Raw genomic sequence first — 17,839 nt, 5'->3', positions numbered from 1 at the left:
GGTCGGTCGGGGTGGAGGGCCGCGGGTAGGTTCGGATGGGTGAGGGCATACCCGACCTGCTGGCGCGGTGCCGCCGGCCGCGTGTGTGGCCTGCGGGAAGCCGACGCGGGCCGAGCCACGTCGACGTCATGATCGCGTCGGCGTCATGATCGCGTCGGCGTCATGATCGCGTCGGCGTCATGACTGTGGCGGCGGCATGATCACGGCGGCCGCTCCGCTGACGGACATCTCCGAGTGGGCCCGTGGCCGCGGGCTCGAGATCGTCATGATCGTGATTGCGGCCGTCCTGCTGACCCGGTTCGCGACCTGGGTGGGTGCCCGCGTCGAGCGGCGCATCGACCAGCAGTCGAGCCAGAGCGACGGGGTGGTGCGCTCCGAGGCGACGAAGCATCGCCACGCGGTCGTCCAGGTGCTGACCTGGGTGTCACTGGCCCTGGTCTACTGCGTGGCGGTCGTGTTGGTGTTCCAGCGCCTCGGGGTGCCGGTCACCGGCATCGTCGCCCCGGCGACCGTGGTCGGTGTGGCGCTCGGCTTCGGTGCGCAGCGCGTCGTCCAGGATGTGCTCGCCGGGTTCTTCCTGGTCACCGAGCGGCAGTACGGCTTCGGGGACCTCGTCCGCCTGGTAGTCCAGGGGGCGCCGAGTGCGATCACTGGCACGGTGGAGGAGGTCACGCTGCGCATCACCAGCGTGCGGACGTCCAACGGCGAGGTGGTGATCACGCCGAACGGGCAGATCGTCCAGGTGGTGAACCTGTCCCGGGACTGGGCGCGGGCTGTGGTGGACGTCCCGATACCCACAAGTGTTGATGTTACTACGGTAAGTGACGTGTTGACTCGGGTGGGTACCGAGGCGTACGCCGACGACGCGCTGCACGACCTGCTGCTGGACGCGCCGACCGTGATGGGGGTGGAGAGCATCGACCTCGACCAGTTCAAGATCCGGGTCGTTGCCCGGACCCTCCCGGGTAAGCAGTTCGAAGTCGGTCGGGCGCTGCGCGCCAAGATCACGGTTGCGCTGCTGCGCGCCGGGATCCACGTGCCGGCCGACCTCGACACGGCCCCGCCGACGTCCTCATGAGGTTTCTCGACCGGATACCGGTGCAGCGCTCGACGCTGCTGCTCATGTTCGCGCTCGTCGCCGTCTTCGCGCTGTACATCCTGGTACGGCCCGAGTCGCTGCCGGCGTCACGTTCCTACACCGCGGCGGTCGAGCAGGCGAAGACCGAACTGAGCAGTGAGCAGGCGAGCGCCACGCCGACACCGCGGGCGAGGGCGACCACCGCCCCGGCGCCGGTGGCCCCGCCCTCGCCGACGGTGTCACCCTCGCCTTCGCCGGACGTCACCGCCAGTCCGACCGCGACGGTGGACCCGACCAGCACCGTGGACCCGTTCGGCTCCACCGCCCCGTCGGCAGCGGGCACCTCGCCGGCCTCCGCGCCTCCGTTCGCGCGGGTCCCGTCGTTGTCCGGTGCCCCGTCGGCCCCGGCGCCGGGGCCGACCATGACGCCCTCCCCCTGACCGGACCCCGACCGTGCGCCTGACCGCGGTCCTGACCGTGCGCACTGACCCAAGCTCTGGGAACCCCGGGCATGCCTTGGGCATGCTCAAGGCATGCCCGGGGTTCCGGTTCCGTCAGCGCGGGCGGACCAGTTCCTCCGTGGGGGTGCCCGGGGCATCGCCGATACCGGACCAGTCCACCAGCTGCTCGGTGCCCGCCAGCCGCGCCGCCAGCAGGACGGCCCCGGCGGCCGGGGACATCCGCGGCCGGACGAGACGCGCGCCCGGGCTGGCGGTGGTGACGCGGGCGGTGAACGCGTCCAGGAACGGCGGCCCGGAGTTGAACGTGCCGCCCACGAGCGAGACGGGGCACTCGCCCGTCAGCCCGAGCCGGTCGATCACTGTGCGGACCTGGTCGGCCAGCAGCCGGCCGGCGTCCGTCAGGATCCGGTGGGCGACGGCGTCACCGGCGGCCGCGGCGGCGGCGACCTCGACGGCGAACGCGGCGATCCCCGCCTTGTCGAGGCTGCCGTAGACGAGATCGTCGACGCTCTCGACCAGGTCGAGATGGTAGAAGGCGAGCAGGCGGGGCACGAGCGCCGACCAGGGGGCGCGCCCGTCCCGGAACTCGACGGCCGCGCGCATCCCGTGCAGGCCGATCCAGTACCCCGAGCCCTCGTCGCCCAGCAGGTGCCCCCAGCCGCCGCATCGCCAGGTGCGCCCGTCGGCGGCGACCCCCAGGGTGTTGCTGCCCGTACCACTGATGACGGCGACACCGGGGCGGCCCAGCGTGCCGGAGGCCCAGGCCGCGACGACGTCGTTGAGCACCAGCGTGCTCCCGACCGGCCGAAGGTCGGTCAGCCGGCTCCGGAGGGCCTCCTGGTTGTCGTCGGTGTCGGCGCTGGCCACCGCGAGCACCGCGGCGGCCACCTCGTCGGCCGCGGCACCCGCCTGGCCGAGCGCGCCACGGACGGCCTCCATGATCGCGGCGGCGGCGCCGTCGAGGCCGACGACGTCGAGATTGCTCGGGCCCGCGGTGGCCGTGGTCAGCGTCGACCGCCGCAGGTCGAGGACGGCGGCCGTGGTCTTGGTACCACCGCCGTCCACGCCGAGCAGGAAGGGACGCGGGAGACCAGCATGAGGCGCCGCCTCCGGCAGGGACTCCGCTGACGGCGGAGGCTCCGGGGGCGGCCGCAGTGACGGTGGCAGGCTGATCAACGGCCTGGAGTTCTCTGGCTGCAGGTTGGGCACTGGGGCGCCTCGCGATTCCGTCGACCGTGGGTTGTCACCGGAAGTGGGTTGTCACCGGAAGGTAGAGGCCTTCCGGCCGGACGGGGTCCCCCGCATCGTGCCTCCCGATGTCTTCCGCCGCGTCTCCCACCACGCGGCGGCACTGTGTATCCGATCACCCCGTGTCCCATCGTGGCTTCGTTGAGAGACGGTAGTGAGGTGACCGATGACGACGACGACTGGGCGCCGCCGCCCGTGCCCGACGGCGGTGGCGACCCGGTGGCAGCGGTGGACGAGGCCCTCGCCGAGGCCGAGACCGCGCTGCGTGCCGGGATGTGGCTGCCGGACGTGGACGAGATCGACGCCGTGGTGACCATCCTCCATCACACCGACCCGGCTCGGCGGCGCCCCGACACGCCGCTGCGCCGCGTCCTGCACCAGGCGCTGGACGAGACCTATCCGCAGCTCACCGTCTGGCGCCCGCGCCCGCAGTACCTCTACGCCGTGGTGAAGACCCTGCACCTGCTCGCGTCGGACCCCGTCACCGGCGAGAACACCGCCGCCCTCCTCGTCGGATGGGACCGTCTCCTCGACCTCCTGCGGGCCGTGCTCGAGGTGGCCAGGTTCGGGCCTCCGGAGCCACCCGAGCCTGGTGCCGAGGCGCCGGACGTCCCCGGGCCCGGTGCCCGGCCGTAGCCACCCGGTGGCTCCTGCGTGGTACCCACACGGGTACTGACGGTCAGGCCGGGGACCTCCCGCCGCGGAGAGGACCATCGGGTACGCGGCGGGAGGCCATGCGGGCTCGATTCCGAGACCCGCCATGACGCGGTGTGCCGGGCGCCTCCCACCACCTTCCGCGACGGAATGGAGGAACCAGGTGGTGTCAGGAGCACTCGTCACCGAGTATCTGTCTCGTGTCCATTCCGCGGCAGGGTTCCTCGTCCAACGGCGATCGTGTGAGGGGTGAGCGCTCCGGCCGGCTCCCGGCGGGGTTGCCCTTCGTCGTCGCCCTCGACGATTCGGACACCCCCTACGACGTCGTCGACGCGCTCGCGCTCGGCCCCTTCACCAAGGGAGACCAGCCCTGGGCCCGCAGCGCGCGCATCGACCGGCTCAAGCCCGGCGCGAGCCTGCTGCCGGTCGACGCCGAGGTCGTGCGGACCGTGGTCGAGGACGCCCGTGACTCGCGGCTGGCGACCGGTGACGGCTGGACGGTCCGCGCGGTGCGCTGGCGCGGCGGCAGCGCCGAGGTCCTGGTGACGGCGGTCAGCGAGGAGCTCGCCCGGACGGTGCTCGACGGCGTGGTGCGCCAGGCGACGGCGGAGTCCGTCGGCGAGGGCACCGTGACCATGGGCTTCTGGTACCTCTCCACCCAGCGCGGGCCGACGAGGATCATCCGGCGGGCCGCGACGACCGCCTGGCGGTCGATCCGGCGCAACTACGCGGAGACCACGCTGGCGCCGCTGGACCATCTGATGGCCATGCGCCCGGAGAGCCTGGTCGGCCGGCTGATCCTCCTGCACGGGCCGGCGGGAACCGGCAAGACGACGATCCTGCGCGCGCTCGCGCACGAGTGGCGGAGCTGGTGCCAGGTCGACTGCGTGCTCGACCCGGAGGCGCTCTTCGGTGACCCCGGCTACCTCATGGAGGTGGCGATCGGGTCGGACGACACGGACGACGAGGGCCCGGCCGAGGGGACCAGCCTGGCGCTCGGTGACGCGGCGTCGGACTCCACCGCGGAAGCCGACCAGGCGGCCGACGGGGACACCACGGACGCGGCCGCGGCGGTTCCGGCGGGCACCGCGGACGCGGCTGCCGGCCCCGGCAGCCCCGGCGCCGGCGGAGTGTCGGCGGGCGGAGTGTCGGCGGGCGGCGGGGCGGCGGGCGGCGGCACGGAGGACTCGTCCCGGCGCCGCTGGCGTCTGCTGGTGATCGAGGACTGCGACGAGCTGCTGCGCGGCGACGCCCGCAGCGTCTCCGGCCAGGCGCTGTCCAGGCTGCTCAACCTCACCGACGGTCTGGTCGGGCAGGGCCGGGACGTCCTGGTCGCGGTCACCACCAACGAGCCGCTGGCGCGGCTGCACCCCGCGATCGTGCGGCCGGGCCGCTGCCTCGCCCAGGTCGAGGTCGGGCCGCTCCCACGCGAGGAGGCGCTCGCCTGGCTCGGGACGGCGGCGGACGCCGGGGTCGGGATGTCCGCGACCCTGGCCGAGCTGTTCGCCCTTCGTGACGGACGGATGCCCGCGACCACCCCGGAGCGCGACGGCCACACCGGCCTGTACCTCTGACACCCCGGCGGCGCCGTCCCGTGCCGCCGGGCGGCGCCGTTCCGGAGAAGGGGTGCATGTCGGGCGAAGAGCACGATATCGGCACAGTGCGGACGGGTTCCCGAACGGAGATAGTTCCTGGATCGCCAGGAAAGGGATGAACGGCCGTTCCGGCCGCACTGCTGTCGCGTAATTCTGTGGCTGAATTCGCTTCAAGGTCGTCCCGCGTAACACGCCCGGTGTCGGCCTTCTGCGGCGAACCACGCGCCGATCGGCTACTCTTCCGCACTTGGACGGGGTATTTGGGGATGCTCTGTTCTGGGGTAATCATCGATCGGTAAACGTGTCTGGGGGGTCGGTTCCGGGGTCCGGCCGCGAACCACTGGGGGAAACAGTAGTTATGGCAACGCAGCGTGCGGACGGCATTGTGTCCGTGTCCGCGAGCGTGCCCGGGGGGAACGGCGGTCCGCCGCCGTTCGCGGGCATCACGACATGCGTCCTCGTCCGTACTCCACCCGGCCGCGGGTCGGCGGACACCGGAGCGCGGGCCGGTCGGGACCGGCCACGGCGACGCCGCCTAATCGTTTAGAGAATCACCGGGCGCAAAGCCCGAGGCTCACGAGTCCGCGCATCCCGACCGGGACGCGGACTCCCCGACAACGCCGCGCGGACCGGGACGGCTCTCCGTCGCCCTACGCGCGGATTCTCGGACGTCATCGTCCGCGCCCGCTCGACGCCGCCCGGGCCGACCATGCCCTGAGCGCGCCCCAAGGAGCTGAAGAAGATGCGAATCTTTGTCGTCGGATCCGGAGTCGTGGGAACAGCCACCGGGAGGGGGCTGCTCGACGCCGGGCACCGGGTCACGTTCATCGACGTCTCACCGGAGCGAGTCGCATTCCTGAACGAGATCGGCCTGGACGCGCGGCCCGAGATCGACCTGAGATCGGAGGGCGACTCCCTCGTCTTTCTCACCCTGCCGACACCGAACGCCGGCAGCCGCTACGACCTCACGGCGTTCGTGGCCGGTACCCGCGGCCTCGGCCGAGCCCTGCGCGAGACGTCCGCCGTGCACACCGTGGTTGTTCGCAGCACCGTCGATCCGGGCACGACCGAGGGGCTGGTGGGCCCGCTGCTGGAGCAGGAGTCCGGGCTGCGTCAGGGCAGCGGGTTCCTGCTGGCCAGCAATCCGGAGTTCCTGCGCGCCTCGTCGGCCGCCGAGGACTTCCGCTGGCCGTGGATGACCGTCATCGGGGCTCGTAACCGGCGGGTCCGGGAGCGCCTCGCGGAGCTTTTCGCGCCTTTCGGGGGGACTATGAGGATCTTCGATGACCCGACGACCGCCGAGTTCGTCAAGTGTGCGCACAACATCTTCAACGCCACGAAGATCTCGTTCTGGAACGAGATGCACGTAGTCGCAGAGCGTCTTCAGATCGACCTCGGGGCGGTGTCCGAGACGGTCTCGCGGTCGGCCGAGGCGTCCTTCAACCCCGCCTACGGGACCAGGGGCGGCGCGCCGTACGGGGGTGTCTGCCTGCCGAAGGACACCATGGCCTTCCTCGGGTTCGCCGCCGGTGTCGGCGTGGACATGCCGATTCTGCGGTCGGTCATCGAGATGAACAGCCGCTTCGTCGACCGCGCGGCCGCCGACGGCGCCGTGAGCGGCGAGCGGGTCGCCGAGCTGGTTGGCGGGCGAGCCGCTGACTCGCTCGGGGACAGGTCCGGCAACGGGTTCGGTGACGGGTTCGGTGGCGGCGCCACCGAACCGGGGCCGGGGCTGGCCTCCGCCCGTGCGCTCTGGTCGCCCGACCGGTTTCCACGGCAGCCGCGGGACTCCCGTGGCGTCGAGGCGACGGAAGGTGCGCCCCGATGAGCACCCTGCTGCCCTGGCTGTTGCTCGTGGCCTTCCTCCGGCCCATGATCGAGATCTTCATTCTTGCCGCGGGTGAGTGGTGGTTCCACACGACCTTCCGGCAGAACCGGGATCTCTTCTCGAGATACATTATCCAGATCACCACCGTCGGCCGGGAACAGGACCGGGTCAACGAGATCATCCGGGAGATCCGCTCGTTCCCGATGACGATGAACTACGAGATCTGGGTGACCAACGAGCCCGGAAACGGCGACATCTACCCCGAGGCGGACCGGGTCATCACGGTGCCCACCGACTTCACCTGCGTGGCCCAGTACAAGGCGCGTGCCCTGGAGTTCAGCCGGATCGTCCGCCAGCATCTCGGCTACGACACGGCCGATACAAAGATCACGTTTCTCGATGACGACACGTCTCCGACGTGGGAGTACCTCGAGACCGCCTACGCGGCCGACTACGACATCTGCCAGGGCGTGACGGCCCCGCGCATCGACTACGGCAGCGGGCCGTTCGCGCACTTCATCCTGAGCCACATCGATGACCTGCGGTTCCACAACTGCATGACCTACTGCTCCTCCTTCCAGGGAATCCTCGGGCGGCCGCTGTTCGTCCACGGGGAGGGCCTCACCATCACCGGCCACACCGAGCGGACGGTCACCTGGGACTGGCGGATCTTCGCCTCCGAGGATCTCACCTTCGGCTGCAACGCGGCGGCGGCCGGTCTGCGCTGGGGCTTCTTCCACGAGTACATCCAGCTCACCTCCCCGTGGACGTGGCAGGCCTACTTCAAGCAGCGCCGCCGGTGGATGTGGGGCAACATCCACGCCATCGTGAACCGCGACGTGCTCCCGCTCGGCGCCGCGATCAGAATCGCGGTGCGGTACTTCCTCAGCCTGTTCACGTTTCTCGCGTCGGGTTCGGCGGTCGTCCTGATCCTCACGGACACGATCGAGGTGGCGGGCTGGGCGCATTCGCTCTTCTGGTGCTCGCTGGCGGTCTGGCTGGTGAACTTCGGGCTGAGCGGCTGGGTCAACGCCGGCCTGCGCCAGCCCGGGGTGAGCAGCGCGAGATTCTGGACGAACCGCGTCCTGCAGAGCCTCGCCGCCGTCGTCCTGGCGCCTGTCACGGCGACGTTCACGATCGTCGCGCTCGTCGCGACGCTCTACATGGGGAACCCGCGCAGCTTCGAGGTCATCGCCAAGACCGCGGCCACCAGCGGCCAGCGCCAGCGCGACCGGGACCGGGACGGCGACGGCACCACCGGCACCGCCCGGGACGACGAGGCCGTGGCCGGCGGGGGCCGCGTGCCCGCGTCCGTCGTGGGGGAGGGCAACCGATGACGACCCGCCCGACCCGCCAGCCCTACCCTCCCCATCCTCCTCAGCCACCTCATGAGCCACCTCTCGGGTTGCACACGCCCCACGCACCGCACCAGCCCGGCCCGGCGGGCGTGACGGCGAGCACCGCCAACACGGTGACCCTGCCGACCGCGGTGCCCGTTCGGCAGCCGGGGAGCGTGCCGGCCGAGCGGGCGGCGGTGACGGCGGCCGCCCGCGCCCGGCGCGAACGGTCCCGCCGCCGCGGTGTCCACCTCCTGCTGGCCGTGATGACGGCGCTGAGCGCGGTCACGCTGAGCGTGACCGTCGGCCGTGACTACCGGGAGCTGACCTCGACCACCGAGTTCTTCCACCGGCACGCCTACACGCCGTCCTACGACCCGCTCAGCAACGTGATCCTGGGGCTGCCGCCCAACACCGTCGACGCGCGGACCAGCCCGTCACCGGAGATCCGCGGCATCGCGGTGGGGCCCGACGCGATCACGCTGCTCGCCGGCGGCCGGCCGGAGCGCGTCGTCCCGTTGCAGCGCCCGGTCACCGGCCTGCTGGACGTCGTCGAGAAGGTCGACGACCCGTCCTGGGCCGGATACGACGGCCGCGGCCGGGTCACCCTGTCGACGGCGCTGGTCGTCTCGCCCGGGGCGTCGCTCACGATCACGGCTCCGGTCTCCGAGCTGGTGCTCGAGGTCCGGCGCGGCGTGCTGCTGGGCGTCGACGGCGGCCGGCTGGCGCTGGACGGCGTCGCCGTCCGCCCGAGCACGACGAGTGACGACCTGCAACAGCTGAGCGTCGACGAGCGGCGGCCGTTCGTGGTCGCCACGAACGCGGCGACCCTCACCATCACCCGCAGCCACCTGAGCTATCTCGGACGGGACTGGAACAGCTCCTACGGCGTCTCCTGGTCGGACCGCTCCACCGGAAGCATGACCCACTCCGAGGTCGACCACAGCTTCATCGGGACGTACACGGACCATGCCCGTGACGTGGCCATAGAGCAGAACTGGTTCCACGACAACACGCTCTACGGTGTCGACCCGCACAGCTACTCGACCGGGATCTCGGTGCGCAACAACGTCAGCGAGCGCAACGGCCGGCACGGCATCATCTTCTCCGACTTCGTGACCGGCGGCGTCGTGGCGGGCAACATCACCCGGGACAACAGGCTCAACGGCATCATGATGGACGCCTCGAGCACCGGGAACCGCATCGTCGGCAACACCGCCAGCGGCAACCGCGGTGACGGCATCGTGCTCGCCTCCTCGCCGGACAACGTCGTCGAGCAGAACACGATCACCGGCAACCGGGTGGGCCTGCACGTCCGCGGCGGCGGGGAGAACATCCGGGTACGGAGCAACACGATCGTCGACAACCAGCTCGCGACGCAGGGCATCAGCCTGGGCGGGAACACGCTGCGCGACAACGGCGACCAGTGGCGCCCGCGGGTGCTCGTCGGGATCTGGGCGTCGGTGCCGCTCGTGCTGGTCCTGCTCAGCGGCTTCACCGGACTCGCCCGCCGGCGTCGGTCGAGGGCGGTCGGCCGTCCGGTGCTGGGCGGCGGAGTCTGACTTGACCACGGTTGAGGCCACCCCGACGGTCGGCGACACGTCGACCCTGGTGTCCCCGCCGGCCTCGGCCGGCGGGGACACCAGGGTCAGGAAGTTCCGACCGGATATCGAGGGGCTGCGCGCGGTCGCGGTGGTCCTGGTCGTGCTCGGCCACTCCGGGCTCGCCGTCGCCGGCGGGTTCGTCGGCGTGGACGTCTTCTTCGTGATCTCGGGCTTCCTCATCACCAGGCAGCTGCTCACGGAGCGGGCCGGCCACGGGCGGATCTCGCTGCGAGGCTTCTACGCCCGACGGGCGCGGCGGATCGTCCCGGCGGCGACGGTGGTCATCGTCGCGACGATGGTGGCCGCCTGGCGGTGGGCGTCACCACTGCGCCTCCACTCGATCAGCGTGGACGCGGCGTTCTCCGCCGTGTCGGCGATCAACATCCGGCTCGCCCAGGCCGGGACGGACTACCTGCGGGCGGACGGGCCGCCGTCGCCGTTCCAGCATTTCTGGTCCCTCGCCGTCGAGGAGCAGTTCTACGCCCTGTGGCCGCTGGTGCTGGTGGCCGTGACCACGGTGATCGCCGGCGGCTGGCGCCGGGGCCGCACCGGGCCGGTCCGCACCGGGCGAGTGTTCGCCGTGCTCGTCGCGGTGTTCGGCGGCTCGCTGGCGCTCAGCGTGCTGCTCACCCCGCGGTCGGCGCCGTGGGCCTACTTCGGGAGCCACACCCGGGCGTGGGAGCTGGCGGCGGGGGCGCTGGTCGCGCTCGGCGCGCCCGCGTTCGCCCGGATGCCCCGCGCGCTGTCGTCCCAGCTGAGCTGGCTGGGCCTGCTGGGGATCCTGCTCGCCGCGGCGCGGTTCGACGAGGGCACGCAGTACCCGGGGCTGGCGGCGCTGCTGCCGGTCGCGGGCTCGGCGCTCGTGATCGCCGGCGGGTGTGCCGCGCCGCGCCGGGGCGCCGAGCTGCTGCTGCGCCGGTGGCCGCTACAGGTGGCGGGCCGCCTCAGCTACTCGTGGTACCTGTGGCACTGGCCGGTGCTGGTGCTCTGGCCTGAGGCCTCCGGGGCACCGCTCGGCACGGGCGGGAAGGTCGCCGCCGTGCTGGGGTCGCTGGTCCTGGCCGCGCTCACCTACTACGCGGTCGAGAACCCGATCCGGGCCCGGTCGGTGCTGGTCCGTCGGCCGGCGGTCGGCCTTGGCCTCGGTGGTTGCCTGGCCGGCGCCGCGGTTGCGGTCGCGCTCGGCGTGGGCCAGGTCGCGGCCATCCCCACCACGGGCGGTGTGGCGCCGATCCCCGGCCCGGCCGATGTCGCGGCGGGAGCGCCCGGAGCCGGGGGAACAGCGGGAACGGCGGGAACCGTGGGAGCGTCCACCGCTCTGTCCCGGGTGATCGAGCAGTCGCTGGACCTGCCGGGGCTGCCGGCGGGGCTGCGGCCGTCGCTGGAACAGGTCCCACTCGACTACAAGGCGAACAGGTGCTACGCGGCGATCACCGCCAGCACTCCCACCGACTGCGCCTACGGGGACCCGAACGGCCGTCGGACGGTCGTCCTGTTCGGCGACTCGCACGCGAACCAGTGGTTCAACGCGATGAACAAGGTCAGCCGCGAACGCGGCTGGCGGCTGATCCCCTACACGAAGGGCGGCTGCCCGCCGGCCGACTACCCGGACTTCGTGCTGGAGACACTGAAACGGGTCTACACCGAGTGCAACACCTGGCGGGCGGAGGCCCTCGCCAGGATCGGCGCGCTCGACCCGGACCTGATCGTCGTCGGTTCCGAGGCGCGGACGGAGGCTATCCGGGTGGGCGCCGGCGGGATGGCGAGCGCCGTGCGCACGCTGCGCTCGACCGGGGCCAAGGTCGTGTTCATCTCGGACACGCCCTACCCGGGATTCGACGTTCCGGACTGCCTTGCCAGGAATCCGTCGAACATCCGCCGGTGTGTTGTGCGGGTCTCCGACGCGAAACTGACCGAACCGCAGCGGGCCATCGAGAACCAGGGCGCCCGCGACGGCGGGGCGATGCTGGTCGATCCCGTGCCGTGGCTGTGCGCGAAGGAACAGTGTCCGCCAATCATCGGCGACACGGTCGTCTATTACGACAAGAGCCACATCACCGGTACGTACTCCACCACCCTGGCGTCGTACCTGGGGTCGGAACTGGTCCGGCTGGCCGGATGAGCTGAAACGGCCCCGGACGCCCGACGGCCGGCCGGCACGGATCGCCGCGCCGGCCGTCGCCATACCCGGGTACCGGTCGCGCGCGGTCTAGACTTTATGCCGGCGCGGACCACCAGGAATTCGTGGTCCTCGCCGCCGGGGGATCGGTGCCGCGAGCCGACACGCGTAATTACCGGCGATAAGCCAGGTGGGCGGAATGCGGGTCGGGGAGAACAGCGGTGAGCGTACTGTCGCGAAGAGGCGTTTTTCTGGCGGCGCTGCTGGGAGCGGGCGGCGCCGTGGGCTGCACCACCGGTCCGGACGAGCGCCGGCCGGAGCCGGAGGTGCCCGCGGTGAACGGACTGAACACCCCGGCGGCGCCGCCGATGCCCCCGCACCTGCAGAGCTTCTTCGGCGATGAGCTGATCATGCGCCGGCGGGGCGCCTTCGGCCTGGACGACGTCACCGTGGAGCTGCCGGAGGCGGGCTGTGCCTGGAAGCACAGCCGGGTCCGTTATCCGAAGGGTTCGGCCAGCCAGCTCTCCGTCGAGCATGACGGGGCCCCTTCCGGCGGTGCCCAGGTCTATCTCCAGTTTCGTGACGGTCCCGCCGACGACCTCTATCTGAGCTACCGAGTCCGGTTCCAGGATGGTTTCCAGTTCGCCAGGGGCGGCAAGCTCCCAGGATTCTTCGGTGGCACCCACGTGGCCGGCGGAAACACTCCGGACGGCACGAACGGATTCTCCACCCGATACATGTGGCGGGCCGGCGGAAAAGGGCAGGTGTACGCCTACCTTCCACGCTCGAAAGATTACGGTACGACACTCGGCCTGGGGAGCTGGAAATTCGTCCCGGGGCGGTGGGTGGCCATTCAGCAGCGCGTCCGCCTGAACAGCCCGCAGCTGGCGGACGGATCGGTGACCGTCTGGGTCGACGGTAGTGAGGTCTTCCACCAGGACGGCCTTTTCTACCGCAGCACGCCGGCACTGCGTATCGAGGGCGTCTTCTTCTCCACCTTCTTCGGCGGCGATGACCTGAGCTGGGCCAGCCCCGTCGACCAGTACGCCGACTTCGCCACCTTCGTGGTCTCCGACCGGTTCATCCAGGCCGGCCCCGCCGGCTCGTGTTGATCGAGCCGGCGGGGCCGGCGCGCGGCTATCGGCGCCCGCGGCGGCGGCTGTCCCGGCTGTCGTCCTGCTTTCCGCCGAGGGTGACCTCGTCGCCGGTCACCAGACCGGCGCGGCGCAGTGCGTCGGCGATGGCCCCGTCGGTCCGCCCGCCGCGGTGACCGGCGCCGCGCTGGCCACCGCCGCCACCGCGCTGACCGCCACCCGCGGCACCGGCACCGCCGCGCTGACCCGCACCGCCACCGCCGCCGCGCTGGCCCGGACCACCGCGCTGGCCGGGGCCGCCCCGCTGCCCCGGACCGCCACGCCCGCCTCCGGGCTGGCCGCCGGCCGGCTGCCCGCCGCCGGCCGGCTGCCCGCCGCCGGCCGGCTGCCCGCCGCCGGCCGCTGCCGCCTGCCGGCCGCCCTGCTGGTCGGCGGGCTGCCCGCCGTCGCGCTCCTGGCTCCGGCCGGCGCCACCGGCGCCACCGGCGCCACCGCGGTTCTGCCCGCCGCGGCCGCCGCGGCCCGCGCGCCGCTCACCGCCCTGGCCGCTCTGCCCGCCGCCGGCGTCCGCCGCGCCCGGCTCGTCGTCGAGGCGCAGTGTGAGTGAGATCCGCTTGCGCGGGATGTCGACGTCGAGGACCTTCACCCGCACGATGTCCCCGGGCTTGGCGACCTCACGGGGGTCGCTGACGAAGTTCTTCGACATCGCCGAGACGTGGACGAGGCCGTCCTGGTGCACGCCGATGTCGACGAAGGCACCGAACGCGGCGACGTTGGTCACCACGCCCTCGAGGATCATGCCCGGCACCAGGTCGGCGAGGGTCTCGACGCCCTCGGTGAACTCGGCCGTCCGGAACGCCGGCCGCGGGTCGCGGCCGGGCTTCTCCAGCTCGGCGAGGATGTCGGTCACCGTCGGCAGGCCGACCGTGTCGTCGACGAACTCGGTGGGCTTGAGCGAGCGCAGTGTCTTCGTGTCGCCGATCAGCGCGCGCAGGTCGCCACCGGTCACCGTCAGGATCCGCCGGACTACCGGGTAGGACTCCGGGTGCACGCTGGAGCTGTCCAGCGGGTCGTCGCCGCCGGTGATGCGCAGGAAGCCGGCGCACTGCTCGAACGCCTTCGGGCCCAGCCGGGCCACGTCCAGCAGCCCCGTCCGCGACCGGAACGGGCCGTTGCTGTCACGGTGGCGGACGATGTTGTCGGCCAGCCCGCCGCTGATGCCGGAGACCCGGGAGAGCAACGGCGCCGAGGCGGTGTTGACGTCCACCCCGACCGCGTTCACACAGTCCTCGACGACGGCGTCCAGGGAGGACGACATCCTGGCCTCGGCCAGGTCGTGCTGGTACTGGCCGACCCCGATCGACTTGGGGTCGATCTTGACGAGCTCGGCGAGCGGGTCCTGCAGGCGGCGCGCGATGGACACCGCGCCGCGCAGCGAGACGTCCATCGAGGGTAGTTCCTGGGACGCGTAGGCGGAGGCGGAGTACACGGAGGCACCGGCCTCCGACACCATCACCTTGGTCAGCTTCAGCTCGGGATGCCGGCGGATCAGGTCGTCGGCCAGCTTGTCGGTCTCCCGGGAGGCCGTCCCGTTGCCGATGGCGATCAGCTCGACGCCGTGTTCGGTGGACAGCCGGGCCAGCGAGGCCAGCGAGTCGTCCCAGCGGCGGGCCGGGACGTGCGGGTAGATCGTGTCGGTGGCGACGACCTTCCCGGTCGCGTCGACGACCGCCACCTTGACGCCGGTGCGGAACCCCGGGTCGAGGCCCATGGTGCGCCGCTGCCCGGCAGGGGCGGCGAGCAGCAGGTCACGCAGGTTCGCCGCGAACACGCGCACCGCGGTGTCCTCGGCGGACGTCCACAGCCGCATGCGGAGGTCGACGCCGAGATGGACCAGGACCCGCGTCCGCCACGCCCAGCGCACCGCGTCGAGCAGCCAGCGGTCGGCCGGCCGGCCGGCGTCGGCGATGTCGAAACGCTCGGCGATGCGCCGCTCGTAGTCGGTGGGGCCGGGGGCCGGGGGCTCGGCCGGGTCGGCGGGCGCGTCCGGCTCCAGGGTGAGGTCGAGGATCTCCTCCTTCTCACCGCGGAACATCGCGAGGATCCGGTGGGACGGCAGCTTCGTGAACGGTTCGGCGAAGTCGAAGTAGTCGGCGAACTTCGCGCCGTCGGACTCCTTGCCCTCGCGGACCCGGCTGACGAGATGACCACGGGACCACATCTGCTCGCGCAGGGCACCGATCAGGTCGGCGTCCTCCGCGAAGCGCTCCACCAGGATGGCGCGGGCGCCCTCGAGCGCGGCCGTGGCATCCGCGACGCCCTTCTCGGCGTCGACGTAGCGCTCCGCCTCCGCCCGGGGGTCGAGCGAGCGGTCGGCCAGCAGCGCGTCCGCGAGCGGCTCCAGCCCGGCCTCACGCGCGATCTGCGCCTTCGTCCGGCGCTTCGGCTTGTAGGGGAGGTAGATGTCCTCGAGGCGGGCCTTGGTGTCGGCGGCCATGATCTGCGCCTCGAGGGCGTCGTCCAGCTTGCCCTGGCTCCGGATGGACTCCAGGATCGCCGCCCGCCGCTCCGCCAGCTCCCGCAGGTACCGCAGCCGCTCCTCCAGGGTTCGCAGCTGCGCGTCGTCGAGGGCGCCGGTCACCTCCTTGCGGTACCGGGCGATGAACGGCACTGTCGCACCGCCGTCGAGCAGGTCGATCGCCGAGGCCACCTGCCCCTCGCGCACGCCCAGCTCCGCGGCGATCCGCGCCTGGACAGACACCGTCTCCGAGACGGACACCGTCGTCACGATCCGCAACCGCCTTTGCCTGTGTGCTCATCGTCCCCACGGTTCGGACCCGGGGGTTGGTACTCCCGATAATCCCTCTCGTCGGATCTCCGGTGCCGGTCGGGGTGAGCCCCGGTGCCGGTCCGGACGCCCGCGCGGCCCCGCCGTGGCGCTGGTCGCCCGCCCGGATGTCGTGCCCGCCGGGGACACCCGCCGGGCGGTCCGTCCGCCGATGCCCAGGCTCTTTAGCGCAATACGGTGTTCTTCCGTCGACATACCATGTCATGGTGTTTCGGATTGGCCTGTCACGTTCTGTGCGGGGCTCACGACGTCGCAGCTCGGGCCGGGGGGACCTGGAGCCGCGATGACGGCGCCCCGGCGGCGGTCCGGGTCATGACTGATCGAATTCGGGGGGGACACCGTGAGGGACGCCCACGGGCCGGAAGTCGGTCCAGCCGTGGCATTCGTTCACGAGGCGCTCGTCCACCGCGGCCCGGCCGGTTTCCTGGCCGGCGCGGTGGAATTCGTCCGGGCCGGTGTCCAGCGTGACGAGGCCGTCCTGGTCGCGGTCACGCCCGCCAACGCCGGGCTGCTGCGGTCCGTGCTGGGCTCGATAGTGTCGAAGATCTCCTTTCTGGACATCACCGAATTCGGGCGAAATCCGGGCCGGGTCATTCCGGCCTGGTCGGCCTTTCTGGACGAGGCCCGGGCCCGGGGAACCCGCGCACGTGGCCTCGGCGAGCTGGTCTGGGCCGGGCGGAGCCCGGCGGAGATAGCCGAGTGCCACCACTGCGAATCACTGGCCAATCTGGCCTTCGGGGCATCGTCCGGGCTGCGGCTACGCTGCGCCTACGACGCGGCCACGCTACCGGCGCCGGTGGTGGACGCCGCGTGGCGGACCCATCCGCGGGTGCTGGGCGACGGCGCGGCCCGGGGCGGCGCCCCGTACCGCGCCGCGCCCGACCCGCTGCTCGGCCGCACCCGGGCACCGGCGTCCGCGCCGCTGGGGCCGGGGGTGCCGGAGGCGTTCGAGATGGGGCTGCCGGCGCCCGCAGTGGCCGGCCAGGCGGTCGTCAGCCTGCGCTTCACCGGGCGGGACGTGTCTGCCGCGCGGCGTGTGGTGGTCGGCCGGGCCCGAGAGGTCGGCGTGCCCGACAGCCGGGTCGACGACCTGAGGCTGGCCATCCACGAGATCGTCACCAACAGCGTGCGCCACGGCGGCGGGATCGGCCGGCTGCGCATCTGGGTGGAGGGGCCGACCCTGATCTGCGAGGTCGCCGACCGCGGCCGGGTGCTCGACCCGCTGGTCGGCCAGCGGATCCCGGAGCTGGACTCCGAGGGCGGCCGGGGGCTGTGGCTGGCCCATCAGCTCTGTGACCTCGTCCAGCTCCGCTCCTCGCCGGTCGGCACCGTGGTCCGCCTGCATACCGCGATCCGGGGCGCGGCGCCCGTCCGCGGCACCGCCGAGGACGGCACGGCGGCCGAGGCCGGGTAGCCCGGGCCCGGCCCCGGCCCCGGCAGTGGGGAGATCGCCTGGTCAGGCCGGCGGGCGCAGCCGGGTCTCCAGTCCGTCCAGGACGGCGTTGCTCAGCTTGCGGATGCCGATCGGGGCGAAGGTCTTCTCGAAGAACCCGCCGACCCCGCTCGCGCCGTCCCAGGTGGTCAGCGCGGTGACCGTGCTGCCGCCGGCGCCGGCCGCGCGCACCTGCCAGCGGGTGCGCAGGGAGGAGCGCTGGTCGGCCTCCAGCAGGCTGCCCGCGGCGGGGGCGGTGACCACCGCGTCCACGTCGCGGACGCGCTTGCGGGTGGCGTGCAGCCGGTAGGTGATCCGGGTGCCGGGGCCCTCCCCGCCCTCGACCACCTTGTAGTCGGTGATCATTTCCGGCCACAGCTCGGCCCGTGTCCCCGCGTAGTCGGCCAGCAGCGCCAGCACCCGCTCCGGCGGGCCGCCGACGATTCGTTCCACCTCGACACTGATCTGCGCCATCGTTCACTCCGTCCAAACTCGGCCCGGCCGGCGCCGGCACCTCCGCCGAAAACGAGACTATCCCGGG

At 72.3% G+C, this 17,839-nt stretch carries 13 protein-coding genes; 10 read left to right on the top strand and 3 right to left on the bottom strand.

Features of this window, described 5'->3' with window-relative positions; genetic code table 11:
* Positions 1-196 precede the first annotated feature (196 nt).
* Positions 197-1,078: a mechanosensitive ion channel family protein gene (locus FMEAI12_RS15145; protein ID WP_112106510.1), complete on the top strand. Its 882-nt coding sequence runs from the start codon at positions 197-199 to the stop codon at positions 1,076-1,078.
* Positions 1,075-1,518, top strand: coding sequence for a hypothetical protein (locus FMEAI12_RS36210; RefSeq protein ID WP_146776708.1), 444 nt, complete (start codon positions 1,075-1,077; stop codon positions 1,516-1,518). Before FMEAI12_RS15145 ends, FMEAI12_RS36210 begins: the two co-directional genes overlap by 4 nt.
* A gap of 114 nt (positions 1,519-1,632) precedes the next feature.
* Here the strand turns inward: FMEAI12_RS36210 and FMEAI12_RS15135 are convergent, their stop codons facing one another.
* Positions 1,633-2,715, bottom strand: a complete 1,083-nt coding sequence (locus FMEAI12_RS15135; protein ID WP_235014020.1) for a BadF/BadG/BcrA/BcrD ATPase family protein — start codon at positions 2,713-2,715, stop codon at positions 1,633-1,635.
* 231 nt (positions 2,716-2,946) lie between these two features.
* Here FMEAI12_RS15135 and FMEAI12_RS15130 point away from each other — a divergent pair, with 231 nt between their 5' ends.
* The 7 genes from FMEAI12_RS15130 to FMEAI12_RS15100 all read left to right on the top strand — a co-directional run bounded on the left by FMEAI12_RS15130 (position 2,947) and on the right by FMEAI12_RS15100 (position 13,036).
* Positions 2,947-3,423 (top strand): hypothetical protein, encoded by a 477-nt coding sequence (locus tag FMEAI12_RS15130; RefSeq protein WP_071059782.1) that lies wholly within the window; start codon positions 2,947-2,949, stop codon positions 3,421-3,423.
* Positions 3,424-3,683: 260 nt separating this feature from the next.
* Positions 3,684-5,015: a DUF5925 domain-containing protein gene (locus FMEAI12_RS15125; RefSeq protein WP_112106506.1), complete on the top strand. Its 1,332-nt coding sequence runs from the start codon at positions 3,684-3,686 to the stop codon at positions 5,013-5,015.
* Between the two features lie 763 nt (positions 5,016-5,778).
* Positions 5,779-6,864: a UDP-glucose/GDP-mannose dehydrogenase family protein gene (locus tag FMEAI12_RS15120; protein WP_112106505.1), complete on the top strand. Its 1,086-nt coding sequence runs from the start codon at positions 5,779-5,781 to the stop codon at positions 6,862-6,864.
* Positions 6,861-8,201: a glycosyltransferase family 2 protein gene (locus FMEAI12_RS15115; RefSeq protein WP_112106504.1), complete on the top strand. Its 1,341-nt coding sequence runs from the start codon at positions 6,861-6,863 to the stop codon at positions 8,199-8,201. The genes FMEAI12_RS15120 and FMEAI12_RS15115 overlap by 4 nt, the downstream gene beginning before the upstream one ends.
* Positions 8,202-8,311: 110 nt before the next feature.
* Positions 8,312-9,763 (top strand): right-handed parallel beta-helix repeat-containing protein, encoded by a 1,452-nt coding sequence (locus tag FMEAI12_RS15110; RefSeq protein ID WP_235014019.1) that lies wholly within the window; start codon positions 8,312-8,314, stop codon positions 9,761-9,763.
* A gap of 1 nt (position 9,764) precedes the next feature.
* On the top strand, positions 9,765-11,927 hold the full coding sequence (locus FMEAI12_RS15105) for an acyltransferase family protein (RefSeq protein WP_235014018.1): 2,163 nt from the start codon (positions 9,765-9,767) through the stop codon (positions 11,925-11,927).
* A gap of 218 nt (positions 11,928-12,145) precedes the next feature.
* Positions 12,146-13,036: a polysaccharide lyase gene (locus tag FMEAI12_RS15100; protein ID WP_112106502.1), complete on the top strand. Its 891-nt coding sequence runs from the start codon at positions 12,146-12,148 to the stop codon at positions 13,034-13,036.
* A gap of 25 nt (positions 13,037-13,061) precedes the next feature.
* On the opposite strand, the gene FMEAI12_RS15095 is transcribed toward FMEAI12_RS15100, so the two are convergent.
* On the bottom strand, positions 13,062-15,806 hold the full coding sequence (locus tag FMEAI12_RS15095; RefSeq protein WP_200835292.1) for a Tex family protein: 2,745 nt from the start codon (positions 15,804-15,806) through the stop codon (positions 13,062-13,064).
* Between the two features lie 436 nt (positions 15,807-16,242).
* Here FMEAI12_RS15095 and FMEAI12_RS15090 point away from each other — a divergent pair, with 436 nt between their 5' ends.
* Complete coding sequence (locus FMEAI12_RS15090; protein WP_235014017.1) at positions 16,243-17,280, top strand: sensor histidine kinase; 1,038 nt, start codon at positions 16,243-16,245, stop codon at positions 17,278-17,280.
* Between the two features lie 42 nt (positions 17,281-17,322).
* On the opposite strand, the gene FMEAI12_RS15085 is transcribed toward FMEAI12_RS15090, so the two are convergent.
* A complete protein-coding gene (locus FMEAI12_RS15085; protein ID WP_020464077.1) occupies positions 17,323-17,772 on the bottom strand; it encodes an SRPBCC family protein in 450 nt (149 codons plus the stop codon).
* Between the last annotated feature and the right edge of the window lie 67 nt (positions 17,773-17,839).

The organism is Parafrankia sp. Ea1.12 (assembly GCF_900465275.1).
GTDB lineage: Bacteria > Actinomycetota > Actinomycetes > Frankiales > Frankiaceae > Parafrankia > Parafrankia soli.
This window is presented reverse-complemented; position numbering and strand designations above follow the sequence as displayed.

What these genes read in the sequence shown, in the direction of transcription:
- FMEAI12_RS15115 (WP_112106504.1), top strand. Translation starts at nt 6,861, where the DNA reads ATGAGCACCCTGCTGCCCTGGCTGTTGCTCGTGGCCTTCCTCCGGCCC.
- FMEAI12_RS15120 (WP_112106505.1), top strand. Translation starts at nt 5,779, where the DNA reads ATGCGAATCTTTGTCGTCGGATCCGGAGTCGTGGGAACAGCCACCGGG.
- FMEAI12_RS15145 (WP_112106510.1), top strand. Translation starts at nt 197, where the DNA reads ATGATCACGGCGGCCGCTCCGCTGACGGACATCTCCGAGTGGGCCCGT.
- FMEAI12_RS36210 (WP_146776708.1), top strand. Translation starts at nt 1,075, where the DNA reads ATGAGGTTTCTCGACCGGATACCGGTGCAGCGCTCGACGCTGCTGCTC.
- FMEAI12_RS15085 (WP_020464077.1), bottom strand. Translation starts at nt 17,772, where the DNA reads ATGGCGCAGATCAGTGTCGAGGTGGAACGAATCGTCGGCGGCCCGCCG.